11 protein-coding genes and 1 riboswitch are annotated in these 13,027 nt (G+C 68.2%); of the genes, 7 read left to right on the top strand and 4 right to left on the bottom strand.

Features of this window, described 5'->3' with window-relative positions; translation table 11 throughout:
• Window positions 1–208: 208 nt before the first annotated feature.
• The 5 genes from IEX50_RS07880 (at window position 209) to thiC (ending at window position 5,012) form a co-directional block, all read left to right on the top strand.
• Complete coding sequence (locus IEX50_RS07880; protein ID WP_157174844.1) at window positions 209–703, top strand: glycosyltransferase family protein; 495 nt, start codon at window positions 209–211, stop codon at window positions 701–703.
• The gene (locus IEX50_RS07885) at window positions 700–1,755 is read left to right on the top strand and encodes a hypothetical protein (protein WP_157174843.1); all 1,056 of its coding nucleotides are present in this window, start codon (window positions 700–702) and stop codon (window positions 1,753–1,755) included. Before IEX50_RS07880 ends, IEX50_RS07885 begins: the two co-directional genes overlap by 4 nt.
• A 37-nt stretch (window positions 1,756–1,792) precedes the next feature.
• On the top strand, window positions 1,793–2,593 hold the full coding sequence (locus IEX50_RS07890) for a sterol desaturase family protein (protein ID WP_157175787.1): 801 nt from the start codon (window positions 1,793–1,795) through the stop codon (window positions 2,591–2,593).
• On the top strand, window positions 2,559–2,951 hold the full coding sequence (locus IEX50_RS07895; RefSeq protein WP_308419289.1) for a DUF2141 domain-containing protein: 393 nt from the start codon (window positions 2,559–2,561) through the stop codon (window positions 2,949–2,951). Before IEX50_RS07890 ends, IEX50_RS07895 begins: the two co-directional genes overlap by 35 nt.
• A 26-nt stretch (window positions 2,952–2,977) precedes the next feature.
• A riboswitch (TPP riboswitch) is annotated at window positions 2,978–3,086 on the top strand.
• Window positions 3,087–3,128: 42 nt separating this feature from the next.
• On the top strand, window positions 3,129–5,012 hold the full coding sequence (thiC, locus tag IEX50_RS07900; RefSeq protein ID WP_157174842.1) for a phosphomethylpyrimidine synthase ThiC: 1,884 nt from the start codon (window positions 3,129–3,131) through the stop codon (window positions 5,010–5,012).
• A gap of 391 nt (window positions 5,013–5,403) precedes the next feature.
• Here thiC and IEX50_RS07905 read toward each other — a convergent pair whose 3' ends face one another.
• Together IEX50_RS07905 and IEX50_RS07910 are read right to left on the bottom strand one after the other, a co-directional pair.
• Window positions 5,404–6,021, bottom strand: a complete 618-nt coding sequence (locus IEX50_RS07905; protein ID WP_157174841.1) for a general stress protein — start codon at window positions 6,019–6,021, stop codon at window positions 5,404–5,406.
• 124 nt (window positions 6,022–6,145) lie between these two features.
• Window positions 6,146–7,108, bottom strand: coding sequence for a M48 family metalloprotease (locus IEX50_RS07910; protein WP_184075141.1), 963 nt, complete (start codon window positions 7,106–7,108; stop codon window positions 6,146–6,148).
• A gap of 129 nt (window positions 7,109–7,237) precedes the next feature.
• On the opposite strand from IEX50_RS07910, the gene IEX50_RS07915 reads away from it, so the two are divergent.
• Window positions 7,238–8,221: a class I SAM-dependent methyltransferase gene (locus IEX50_RS07915; protein WP_157174839.1), complete on the top strand. Its 984-nt coding sequence runs from the start codon at window positions 7,238–7,240 to the stop codon at window positions 8,219–8,221.
• A gap of 308 nt (window positions 8,222–8,529) precedes the next feature.
• Here the strand turns inward: IEX50_RS07915 and IEX50_RS07920 are convergent, their stop codons facing one another.
• Window positions 8,530–10,038, bottom strand: a complete 1,509-nt coding sequence (locus IEX50_RS07920) for a hypothetical protein (RefSeq protein WP_184075139.1) — start codon at window positions 10,036–10,038, stop codon at window positions 8,530–8,532.
• A gap of 8 nt (window positions 10,039–10,046) precedes the next feature.
• A complete protein-coding gene (locus IEX50_RS07925; protein ID WP_157174837.1) occupies window positions 10,047–11,396 on the bottom strand; it encodes an O-antigen ligase family protein in 1,350 nt (449 codons plus the stop codon).
• 314 nt (window positions 11,397–11,710) lie between these two features.
• On the opposite strand from IEX50_RS07925, the gene IEX50_RS07930 reads away from it, so the two are divergent.
• A complete protein-coding gene (locus IEX50_RS07930) occupies window positions 11,711–13,027 on the top strand; it encodes a WcaI family glycosyltransferase (RefSeq protein WP_157174836.1) in 1,317 nt (438 codons plus the stop codon).

Here is a 13,027-nt window from a genome sequence, read left to right on the forward strand (position 1 = left end):
CCTGCGCATACGCGCCCATCTTTTCGTGATGTTGGAATTTTTATATTGACTGGAATCGCTTATTTTCCGGCCAGTGGCCCGCGATCGGAAAAATTCCGGTATAATAATGTTAGCCGCATAATACGAACTCGGCCTGCGCATCGACCGGCTTGACGGTCGCGGCATCCTGGCGCGGCTGTTCGACCGGCCGGGCGGCGAACTGGTCGCGGTGGAAGCCTATTTCCCGCATCACGGCTATGCTGCGGTCCGGCAGAAGGCGCGCTGGGTGACCGGCATCGCGCTGGCCGGGTGGGACCGGCTCGGATGGCAGGGCGGCGGGCTCGAACGCTGGATGCGGCTGCGCGACCGGTCGGCGCCGCTCGCCGCGGCGGTCCTGGCGGCGGGCTATACAGCGATCCTGCTGGCGCTGATCGAAACGCCGTTCGCCTGGGCGGCGGGGCGACCTGCGCCGATATTGGCGGAGATCGATACGCCGATCGCCCACCTCCTGTTCCTGCTGCTCATCTGGCGCCTCGCGATGCGCGCGCTGCTCGTCGGCCGGCTCTACGGTCCGGGCGAGGCGCTGCGCTCGGTCCCGCGGATCGTGGTCAGCAACCTTGTCGCCATCGCTGCGTCGGCGCGCGCCTTGTGGTGCTACGTCGCCGGCGCACCGCCGCGCTGGGACGCGACCGTCCACACGCTGCCCGACGACGCACCGCGATGAACGGCTCGCGGTCGGTCCGCGGCTTCGTCCTGGCGCTGCTCGGCTACGCCGGCGTGCGGACCGCGATCCTCTGGACACCCGACCTGCACCCGGCCCCGATCGTGACGGTCGCGGCGGCGCGGACATTGGCGCAAACCCGGCGTGACGCAGCGGTGCCGAACCTCCTGGTTACCAAGCCGGCTCGGGTCACACCAACGCTGCTGCTCGCCGAAACCCAAACCCGTCCGGCCCAATCCTGGCGTCTCGCGATCGCCCATCCTCTGACGAATGCCGCAGCCCCACCCCCCGTCACAGCCTCGCGCGCCGTGCCGACGCCGGTCGGCCGCACGTCGGCATCGGATCGTCCAAAAGCACCAGTCGAACTCGCTTCGCCGCCGTCCCAGGCACCGTTGGGCCTCGCTTCCCCAAACATCCGCTTCGCGTCAAACTGGTCCGGCTACGCCTACCTCTTCCACCGCACCGACCGCACCGGCCCCGCAACACTCGCCCCCGCCGGCCAGATCGGCGGATCGCAGGCCGCCGCCCGCATCGCCTACCGCCTACCCGACACCCCCATCGCCCTCGCCGCCCGCATCGCCACCCCGCTCCGCGAGACGCGCCAGGCGGAGGTCGCCGCCGGGCTCGACCTCCTCCCCCTCCCCAACCTGCGCATCTCGGTCGAGCGCCGCATCGCGATCGGCCGCGACGGGCGCGACGCATTCGCCGCCTACGCCGCGGGTGGCCTCTACCGCGCGATCGCCCCGCGACTCGAACTCGACGGCTACGCCCAGGCCGGCATCGTCGGAGTGCGTCGCCGCGACCTGTTCGGTGACGGCGCGCTCCGCATCCACCACCGTACCGCGATCGGCGCGACCACCGACCTCCGGCTCGGCGCCGGCGCTTGGGGCGCGGCCCAGCCCGGTGCCGCCCGGCTCGACATCGGCCCGCGCCTCGCCGTCACCACCCGCACCGCGCGCCTGCCCGTCACGCTCGCGGTCGAGGGGCGGCTCCGCGTCGCCGGCCGCGCTCGCCCCGGCAACGGCATCGCGCTCACACTTGCCAGCGATTTCTGACATGTTCATCGAACCATGCTATTGAGGACGCATGACGATGTTGCTCGGCCTGTTCCTGTCCGCCCTGGCGATGACGCTGATCGTCGCGGTGCGTTATCTCATCGTGTCGGGCGGCTTCGCGCTCGCCACCCGTGCGCACGCGCCCGGCCTCTATGCGGGGCAGGACGTCCAGATCCGCAGCGAACTGTTCTGGTCGCTGGTGTCCGCCGCGATCTACGGCGTGCCCGCCGGCATCGTCGCCTGGGGCTGGCGCGAACATGGCTGGACGAAGGTCTACACCGATCTCCACGCCTATCCGCTCTGGTGGCTGCCCGTGTCGATCCTGCTCTGCCTGGTCGCGCACGATGCCTGGTTCTACTGGACGCATCGCTGGATGCACCGGCCGAAACCGTTCAAGCTGGCCCACGCCGTCCACCATGCCAGCCGCCCGCCGACGGCCTGGGCGGCGATGAGCTTCCACCCAATCGAGGCGCTGACCGGTGCCGTGGTAATTCCGACACTGGTCTTCGTCATTCCCATGCATCCCATCGCACTCGGCGTTGTGCTGTCGGTCATGACGCTTATGGGTGTGACCAATCACATGGGGTGGGAGATGTTCCCGCGCCGCCTCGTCAACGGGCCCGCCGGTCGCTGGCTGATCACCGCCAGCCATCATGAACGCCACCACGCGCAATATAGGTGCAACTATGGTCTCTACTTCCGTTTCTGGGACAGGTTGTGCGGCACCGACCGCGGCTTGGGCGACTTCACCGCAAAGCCTGCGAAATCTGCCAAAGCCCGCGCTGCTGCTGGCGACCCTGGCGTTGCTGCCGGGGGCGAGCCCAGCCGGGCGGGTTGACCTCGGGATCGCGGGTCTGCGGTCGACCAAGGGCAACGTCATGGTCTGCCTGACCACGGCGCCCACTCATTTCCCGGACTGCCAGAACGATCCGGCCGCGCGGAAAACCACCGTCCCGGCCGCCACCGCCGCCGCGCTGCGCTTCGATTGGCTGCCGTCCGCGGACTATGCCGTCGCGATGGTCCACGACGAAAACGGCAACGGCAAACTCGACACCTTCGTCGGCATGCCGCGCGAAGGGTTCGGCTTCTCGCGCAACCCCGCCATCCGCTTCGGCCCGCCACGCTTCTCGTCTGCGCGCTTCGCGGTCGCCGGCGGCCCCGTCGCCGAACGCGTGAAGGTCAAATATCTGCTTTGACGCCGCGCGCCTTGCGCCTATCCTGACGACATTCCCCGGGGGACCGCACGCAGCGGTTGAGAGGTGGCTGTCCGGCCGCGACCCGTTGAACCTGATCCGGCTGACACCGGCGTAGGGAGGGAGCGGCACTTCACTTCCGCACCCCCTCTCCGTCCAGCCAAAACGGAGAGCGTCCCCATGGCCGATATCATCGCCCGTACCGAATCGTCCGACATGCCCCGTGGCACGGCGATGACGGTCACCACCGGCCCGATCCGCGGCAGCCGCAAGATCCATGTCGGCCCGCTGAAGGTCGCGATGCGCGAAATCATGCTCGATCCGTCGTGCGGCGAGGCTCCCCTCCGCGTCTATGACCCGTCCGGCCCCTACACCGACGCCGCGGCGACCATCGACATCGCCGCCGGCCTGCCCGAAATCCGCAGCGACTGGATCCGCGCCCGCGGCGACGTGGAGGAAGTGAACCAGCGCGAGGTCCGTCCCGAGGACAACGGCCTCAACGGCCCCGACCGCTCCGGCGGCGTTGAACCCTTCCCCAACGTGCGCCGCCGCGTCCTGCGCGCAAAGCCCGGCGCGAACGTCAGCCAGATGCACTACGCCCGACGCGGGATCATCACGCCCGAGATGGAATATGTCGCCATCCGCGAAAATGTCGGCCGCGCCGAACTGCGCGAGAGGGCGGCGCGCGACGGACAGGATTTCGGCGCCTCGATCCCCGACTATGTCACGCCCGAATTCGTGCGGGACGAGGTCGCCCGCGGCCGCGCGATCATCCCGAACAACATCAACCACCCCGAATCCGAACCGATGGCGATCGGCCGCAATTTCCTGGTCAAGATCAACGCCAACATCGGCAACAGCGCGGTCGCATCCGACGTGGCGGCCGAGGTCGATAAGCTCGTCTGGTCAATCCGCTGGGGCGCGGACACCGTCATGGACCTGAGCACCGGCCGCAACATTCACGACACGCGCGAATGGATCATGCGCAACTCCCCCGTCCCGATCGGGACCGTGCCGATCTACCAGGCGCTCGAAAAGGTGAACGGCATCGCCGAGGACCTGACGTGGGAGATCTTCCGCGACACGCTGATCGAACAGGCCGAACAGGGCGTCGACTATTTCACGATCCACGCCGGCGTCCGGCTCGCCTACATCCCGATGACCGCCAAGCGCGTGACCGGCATCGTCTCGCGCGGCGGCTCGATCATGGCGAAATGGTGCCTCAGTCACCACAAGGAGAGCTTCCTCTACGAACGGTTCGAGGAGATCTGTGAAATCATGAAGGCATATGACGTCGCCTTCTCGCTCGGCGACGGCCTGCGCCCCGGTTCGATCGCGGACGCCAACGACGAAGCGCAGTTCAGCGAGCTCGCGACGCTCGGCGAACTGACGCAGATCGCGTGGAAGCACGACATCCAGGTCATGATCGAAGGCCCCGGCCACGTGCCGATGCACAAGATCAAGGTGAACATGGAAAAGCAGCTCGAAGCGTGCGGCGAAGCGCCCTTCTACACGCTCGGGCCCCTCACCACCGACATCGCGCCCGGCTACGATCACATCACCAGCGGCATCGGCGCCGCCATGATCGGCTGGTTCGGCTGCGCGATGCTCTGCTACGTCACGCCCAAGGAGCATCTGGGCCTGCCCGACCGCGACGACGTGAAGGTCGGCGTCGTCACCTACAAGCTCGCCGCCCACGCCGCCGATCTCGCCAAGGGCCACCCCGCCGCGCAGCTCCGCGACGACGCCCTCAGCCGCGCCCGCTTCGAATTCCGCTGGCGCGACCAGTTCAACCTGTCGCTCGATCCCGACACCGCGGAATCGTACCACGACCAGACTTTGCCCGCCGAAGGCGCAAAAACCGCGCACTTCTGCTCTATGTGCGGCCCCAAATTCTGCTCGATGAAGATCACGCAGGAGGTCCGTGACTTCGCCGCCAAACAGAACGCCCCCGCCGACACCTTCATTGCCGCAACCTCGGAAACCGAAGCCGAACGCGGCATGGCGGAAATGAAGGAGAAGTTCCGCCTGAGCGGCAGCGAACTGTACCTGCCGACGAGCTGAACGCGGGGGTTACCCACAACTCCGATCGGTTCGAGCCTGTCGAGGACCCTTGGGGGAGTTCTCGACAGGCTCGGACCGACGGGGTTTCTCAACGAGCAAGTCGACCTGGATCCCGCCTTCGGGGCGATACGGTACTTCGCAACGAACCTGCGGTTCCCCGGCGCAGGCCGGGGCCTAGATACAACTTCGCCCCAAAACCGTACCTCCGCAAAGCCGGGAGTCCAGATCCAAGCGACAATCCAATCCCGGCCTCTACGGGGCGGAACCGTCTTTCGTAACGAACGCACTCCAACCTCCGGGCGAGCGGGCGGGTGCTATACGGCAGCGTTCGCTGCCGTACTCATCAAACAAAAGCGGGGAACGGTCCGAAAACCGCCCCCCGCCCTTCAGATCAAATCTCGTCGGTACGACGACCATAACGCGAACGCTCGGCCTGCATCTCGTCGAGCGTGTAGGCCGGTGCCGAAGCATCGTACCCCGACCAGCCATTCGACGCGTAATCACGACCACGGTCGGTCGCGGTCACTGCGCCATATTTGTTCAGCACCACTTCGGCCGCATCGGCATGCGCGTCCGCAACACGCGCGCTGACCAGCGTGCTGCCGCGGCGGACGCCCTCGGCATAGACGCCGGCGTCGTCGCTGCTGTGGCCCGCATCGGTCAGTGCCCCGACGATCGTACCCGTCGCCGCACCACCGGCCGCGCCGAGACCGGCACCCGCCAGCGTCGTCGCGAGCCAGCCCGCCGCCACGATCGGCCCGATGCCCGGGATCGCGAGCAGGCCAAGACCCGCGAGCAAACCACCGACGCCACCGATCGCCGCACCCGTCTTCACACCGCGATCGACATCGCCGGCATGGTCGACGCCGTCGTCATGATCGCCGACATGGTCCGGATCGTTGCCCAGAATGCTGATGTCGCTATGCGGCACACCGAGTGCCTCCAGTTCGGTCACGGCGTGCTTGGCATCGGAGTGGCTGTCGAACAGTCGCGTAATGGTCGTGGTCATATGTTCTCTCCTAGTGTCGGCCCGTTCAACGCGGGTGTTTCGCAATCGGGTCCACCTGAAAGCTGCGCCTGCCCGTCGACACCCGCATGACAGAAGCAAGACTTTACAAAGACCTCCGCCCCGATCAGCGCAGCGCCGCGTCCCGCCGATCGAGCAGCGCCGGGCGGATCGGTCGCTCTGGCATCGCCCCCAGCAACGCCGCCTCGTCCGACAGCAAACGCGCCCGCGCCGCCGCCGCGCCATGCGTCCGGCTGCGGATCACCCCCTCAAGGCCAGCCCCCGCCGCCCGCCAGAACGCCGGCGCCAGCGCGGCATCATGCCCCGCATTGACGAGCAGATAGATCGACAGCCGGTCCGCCTCGTCCTCCGTCGCGCGCATCAGCCGCCGGCTGCGCCCGAACTCGCCGCCCAGTCCGCGCCGCACCCCCGCCGCCGCCAGCCGCGCACGATGGTTCAGCACGACATGCGCCAGCTCATGCGCCAGCACGACCGCCAGCCCGTCCTCGTCGATCCGCTCCACCAGATCGCTGCCGACCAAGATCGTCGCATCGTCCGCGACCGCCTCCGCCCCGCGCTCCATCGACAGCTCAACCCGAACCGCACACGCCGCGACCGGCACGATGCGCACCTCCCGCGCCGTGCCATCGCGCAGTAACGTCACCGCGACCTCCGCGCCAACCGGCATGCCCGCCAACCGGTCCAGCACCGCATCCCGCGCGCCCGTACTCACCGCCTTCGCACCGCCCGCCACCGGCAAACCAGCGATCGCCACCACCCCATCGTCGGCCCGCACACCGACCAGGTCCGCCGCCGCCCCCGGCACCACCGCTTCGACCGCCACCGGCGCGCCGAACCCGAACGCCGCCCGCGCCCCCGGCCTTGCCTTCAGGGGATATTGATCGATCGCGTGCAGCACCATGCCGAACGCCGGCTCAGTCCGCCGGCACAGCGTTGCATTGGCGATCAGCAGCCGATCCGCGACGATCGCCACCCGCCGGTCCAGCCCGCGCAACCGCGCGAACATCGCGTCCTCGCCCGGCGACGCCGCGACCGGGCACGCCACCACCACCAACGCCAACCCAGCCACCCGCACGAAGCGCCGCCACGAGGGACCCGGCCCACGTCCCTCGACGCTGCCCCCCGCGTCCCATAGAACGACAGCACAGCGCCGCCGCACGATCCGGCCGCGCGCGATGACGGACGGGGGCCATCGATCATGCTCGTACACAATGCCGCTGCGATCGCCGTACTGCTCGCCTGCCCCGCCTGTAACGGCGCGCTCACCGGCACCCCGGACAATCCCTCCTGCCGCACCCCCGATTGCGACCGCCACGGCGTTCCCCTCGACCGGATCGACGGCAAGGCCGTGCTCGTCGATTTCAACCGCAGCATCCTCGATCGCGACGCGATGCTCGCCACCGGCGGCGCCAGCGTGCTCGGCCGCGACCGCTGGCGGCAGGTCCTGTCGCGCGTCGTCGACGGCCGCAACCATTTCTCCGCACACTATGCCCGCACGATGATCGCCGAACTTGCTGCATCGAACGGCGCCCGGCGGCCGGTCATCCTGGTCGTCGGCGGCGGCGCGATCGGCAGCGGCGCCGAGCCGCTCTACGCCTCGCCCGATGTCGATCTCGTCGCGTTCGATATCTACGTTTCGCCCCACATCACCTTCGTGGCGGACGGTCATGCCATCCCGTTGCAGGACAGCAGCGTCGATGCGGTCTGGGTCCAGGCGGTGCTGGAACATACCGTCGATCCGTTCGCGATCGTGGCGGAGATGACCCGCGTGCTGCGCCCCGGCGGACTGGTGTTCGCCAACACCGCCTTCCTCTGGCCGGTGTGCGAACATGCCTATGATTTCATCCGCTTCACCACCAGCGGCCTGCGCTGGCTGTTCCGCGATTTCGATGTCCTGTCGGTCGGCTATTCGTCCGGCCCCGGCACCACCGCGGCGCTCGCGATCCGCTACCTCGCCCAGTCGCTGTTGCGCAGTACCAAGCTCGGCCAGATCGCGGCTTTCCCATTCGTCTGGCTCCGGCTGCTCGATCGCTGGTGCGACGGCCGCCGCGGGCTCGACGGCGCCAGCGCACTGTTCTTCTACGGGCGCAAGGCCGATCGTCCGCTCGCGCTCGACGCACTGGTCCCGTTCTATGCCGCGCAACCCGCGCTTGCCCGCGCGGCTCGACGCAATCGCGACTGACCGGATCAGTCCTGCCGGTCCCAATCGAGCGGCGCGCTGCGTTCCATCCGCCAGCCGTGCCGGCGCCGCACCATGCGCCGTCCGCATCCCAGGCACGGGCTGACGCGCAGGCTGCCGTCCGCCCGTGTTCTTCGCCGATCGCGGCGGTGATAATCGAACAAACATAATATGCGCTGAATAAAGCGAACGACCGTCATCTCTGATCCCCACCCGAGTCGTGACGGGCTCTCGCTATCACGGGGACGCGTCTTGGAATATTGATCAATCGTTACTCCGGCGTACCGAATTGCAATACGCAATCCAGTGTCTCAACCTGGGACGATTCCGTCCGGTGTTTTCCGGACCCCGCGCATGTGCGGCAGCAGCATTGCGGCAAGCAGCACGACCAGCCAGATCATCCGCCCCTGGTACCGATATTGCGGATCGGCGACCGCTCCGCCGAAGAACGCATTGGTAAGCAACGCAGCACCGCCGAGCAGCACCCAGGTCCGCAACATCTTCGCCACCACCGCCTCGCTCCGCCACGACCGCCGCGCAACCCACGCGATCACCGCCAGCGATGCGATCACGACCACGTAGAGCAGCGCGTTCATCATCCCGACCGGCCAGGCATTCCGGCCGCTCGGGCTCGCGCGCAACGTCGCCCGCACCTTCGGCGGCAACGACGACCAGCAATCGGTCTGCGCGAAACATCCGGTGTTCAGCCCGTCATAATCGATCCAGGCGAGCTGGCGCAGCATGTTCTCGCCGATCTTCGCGGTTTGCCCCAGCGGATCGTGGCGCAACACCGCCAGCGCGAACGCGGTGTCCTCCGCCCCCATCCGCTCCCGGTCCGCCGGGGTCGCGATCATGAACGCGCCCTCGCGCGGGTCGGTGGAAAACAGGAACGCCGGGTTGGTCGGCACCGCGCCGATCGCGATCCGGCACACCGTGAACCGCCGCCCGTCGCAGCCCGATTCGATGAACCGCCGCCCCGGCCCGTCCATATAGAACCGCGCGGTCAGCAGCGGCAGCAGTTGCGGCGCCTTCCCGAACGCAGCCTGCGCCACTAGCGCGGTCGCCTGCACCGACAGCAGCCCGATCACGATCCCCGCGACCCCCGTCAGCCACGCCCGGCGCGGCGGCGGCGGCCCCACCCTGAACACCACCAGCAAAATCATCGCGCCGACCATACCCGCCAGCATCGCGATATGGGTCAGGTGGAACATCGTGGACAACAGGACGACGCCGACCAGGAACGCCGTCTCGACCTGCGTCAGCCGCCCCGGCGTCGCCAGCAGCAGGAACGCGATCACCCCGAACCCAGCAAACGCATCGGCCAGCAACAGGCCGTTATACGTCGGCAGCGCGGTCGTCGCGGCGATGCCGACCACGGTCAGCAGGATGGTCCGCGGACGCTCGATCCCGAACCGCCGCAGCGCTAGCAGCATCAGCAGGTAACAGAACACCGCCTGCATCACGACGAACGGCCAGAAATCGCCGATCACATAGCCCAGCCATAGCACCGCGCCGAAATAGGGCGACCGCCCCGCCATGATCGTCCCGCTGCTGACATCGTTCGGCGTCGTCGATCCGGCCTGCTCGCTCGCCGCCGCAGGCGAAGGGACAACAGCATCACGATACCGCTCGGTCCAAGCCGTCGAAATTCGGTGTCCGGACGCGACGAAGACCGCCGAATCGGCCGCGCGGATATAGTTGGTCGTATCGTCGAAGAAGAACGGCTGCCCGTTCACCAGCGCCGTCCACATCAGCGCCAGGATGCAGATCAGGTGACGCGCCATCGCCGCCGCGTGCCAGCCCGGCGCCTCGCCTGACACCGGCCGGGTCACAGCCGCAGGCGACTCTCGCGCTTCGGCAGGTCGAGTGCCACCGGGGCCGCCCTTGATCCGGTCCGCACGACCGATACGCGGCCGGCGTGTGCCAGCGCCAGTACGACCATCAAGAACACCTGACCGATCGTATCGCGGTCGAACAGCGTCGACTCGGACCCGTTGTGGATCAGGCAGAACAGGATCACCGCACCGATCAGCCCGGCGGTGGCGGGCGGCAGATCCGGCGTGCCGAGCATCCGCCGCACCGGCCACACCACCACCGCGAACAGGACCAGCAACAGCCCCGGCAGCCCGATCTGAACGAGCAGGTCGAGATAGCCGTTATGCCCCTGGCTCACCCCCTCCACCCACGCGAAGTTGGCATAGCGGTAGATTGGCCCCGCCGGACCGACATTCCAGTACGACCCGTAGCCGACACCCAGCACCGGATTCTCCAGAAACGACAGGAACAGAGCGCGCCAGATCAGCGTCCGCCCGGTGAACGCCGCCGGATCGTTCAGCACCGACAGCGCGGAGTCGCGGTAGAGGAACAGCGCGGCGGTCAGGATCGCCACCGGCACTAGAATCGCGATCCAACGCGCGTGGCGCCGCCGCCCGATCCGGTCTGCCGCCCGCTGCAGCACGGGGAAGAACCGCAGGAACAGGAACCCGGCCGGAATCGCGATCGCGCACGCCGCCATCGCCGTCTTTGAATTGGACAGCACCAGGAACATCACCGCCGCCCCGATCACGCCGAGCTGCGCCGCCAATGGCAATTTCTGCCGGTCGAACGCGAAGAAGATCGCGGTCAGCGCGCAGGCCTGGCCGGCGATGTTCTTGTGCATCATCACCCCGCGCCAGTCGCCGGCCAGCCCCTCTTCCGACCCGTGGATCGCGAACAGCGGGTCGATCAAAACCGCGGTGAAATTGGCGATCAGCGCGGCGAGCAGCGCGATCCGCACGATCGCCAGCGTCCTGTCGTAGCCAAGCTGCCGGACCAGCACGAAGACCGACCAGAGCACGATCGTGGTGAGCACCAGCCGCCGGACGGCGATCTCGGGATACAGCGCCCAGGTCAGGCTGATCCAGCACCACGCAAGCGCGACGACGAGCGGAATCGCAACGGCCAGCACGCGCTCCGGATGGCGCAGCGGATTGACCGAGATGAACGCGAGACCGGCGATCAGGAAGTAGCCGAGCTGGCGGTACACCCGCCCCTGCCCTTCGACATCGCCGCCGTTCATCGTCATGATTGGCCCGGCCAGCGTGAGCAGCAGCAGCGCCAGCAGGGCGAGCATCGCCAGTACGGGCTGCCCCGTAGCGGCCCGGGTCTGCGGCCTTCCGTTACGCTGAAGCAGCTTCACGACGTCGCTCCGTCCACCAGGCCCGTGCCGACCATCGTCCGACCGGAGCCGACCTAGCCTCCGCCCGCGCGCACGGTCAAGCGGCCTGCCACCCGAACCCGATCACCGCGGTTTCTTGGTCCTGCCCAGGGGGCGAGGCTTGCCAGTTCCAGTCGGGGCCATTATCCGAACGGCGCTCGCAAGGGCGGCGGCATGCCGTTACGGCAGTCCGGTCGGGTTTTTGATAGGCGTCGCCGTACGGATCACCTTGCACGGGCCGAACGGACGTGATCCGCTCCGTCGGACCGGAGCCTGTCTGAGGACATCATAATCGCATGGCCAAACCGACGTCGCTCTCCCGCTCCCCGACCGCCCACACGCCGGGCGTGGCGCAGGATGTCTCGGACGCGACCGACGGCCGCCCGCTCAGGGTCCTGATCCTCGGTCTGAACTACGCCCCCGAACCGATCGGCATCGGCCCCTACACCACCGGTATGGCCGAAGCGCTGGTCGCCGCGGGCCACAGCGTCACGGTCGTCTGCGGCAAGCCCTATTACCCCGCATGGAAGGTCGATCCGGCCTATGCCGGCGGCGGCGCGCGCCGATCGGTCGAAAACGGCGTCACGGTCGTCCGATTGCCGATCTATGTCCCCGCGGTGCCCAGCGGCGGGCGGCGGCTCGTCCATCACGCCAGTTTCGCGGCCTCCGCACAGGTCCGGATGCTCTTGGAGGCGCGCCGGCTGCGTCCCGATGTCGTGATCGGCATCGCCCCCTCGCTAATCTCGCTGGTCGCCGCACGGACGATCGCCCGGCTGTTCGGCGCGAAGCTCTGGATCCACGTCCAGGATTTCGAGGTCGAAGCCGCCTTCGCCACCGGCCTGCTGAACGGCGAAGGCCGGTCCGGCAAGATGGCGCGCTGGTTCGAGACGTGGAGCCTGGACGCCGACCGGATCAGTTCGATCTCGCTGCCGATGTGCGCGAAGCTGGCCGCAAGCGGGATCGCGCCCGACAAGATCGTCGAATTCCGCAACTGGGCGAGCATCGACAAGGTGAAGCCGCTGGTGGAACCGTCCAGCTACCGCGCCGAATGGGGCATCACCACACCGCACGTCGCGCTTTATTCCGGCAACATCGCGAACAAGCAGGGCATCGACATCGTCGTGGAGGTCGCGCGCCTGCTGGCCGACCGCACCGACCTGACGTTCGTGGTCTGCGGCAACGGCCCGAACCGCGAGGCGCTGATGGCGCGCGCCGCCGGGCTCGGCAACATCCGCTTCTTCGATCTCCAGCCGATGGACCGGCTGTCCGACCTGCTCGGCCTCGCATCAATCCACCTGCTGCCCCAGATCGAGGGTGCCGCCGACCTCGTCCTGCCGTCCAAGCTGACCAACATGCTCGCGTCTGGCCGCGCCGTCGTCGCGACCGCCCCGCCGGAGACGGGCCTGGCGCGCGAGGTGGAGGGCTGCGGCCTCGTCACCCCGCCCGGCGACGCACCGGCGATGGCGGCCGCGATCCGCCGCCTGCTGGAGGATGACGCCCTGCGTGAGCGCTATGCCGTGGAGGCGCGGGTGCGCGCCGAGGAACGCTGGAGCAAGGACCGCATCCTCGCCCGGTTCGAAACGGAACTGCGCGCCAGCTGCCGCCCCGCCTGA

The sequence above is a fragment of the Sphingomonas prati genome (genome assembly GCF_014643515.1).
In the GTDB taxonomy this organism is placed as follows: Bacteria; Pseudomonadota; Alphaproteobacteria; order Sphingomonadales; family Sphingomonadaceae; genus Sphingomonas_R; species Sphingomonas_R prati.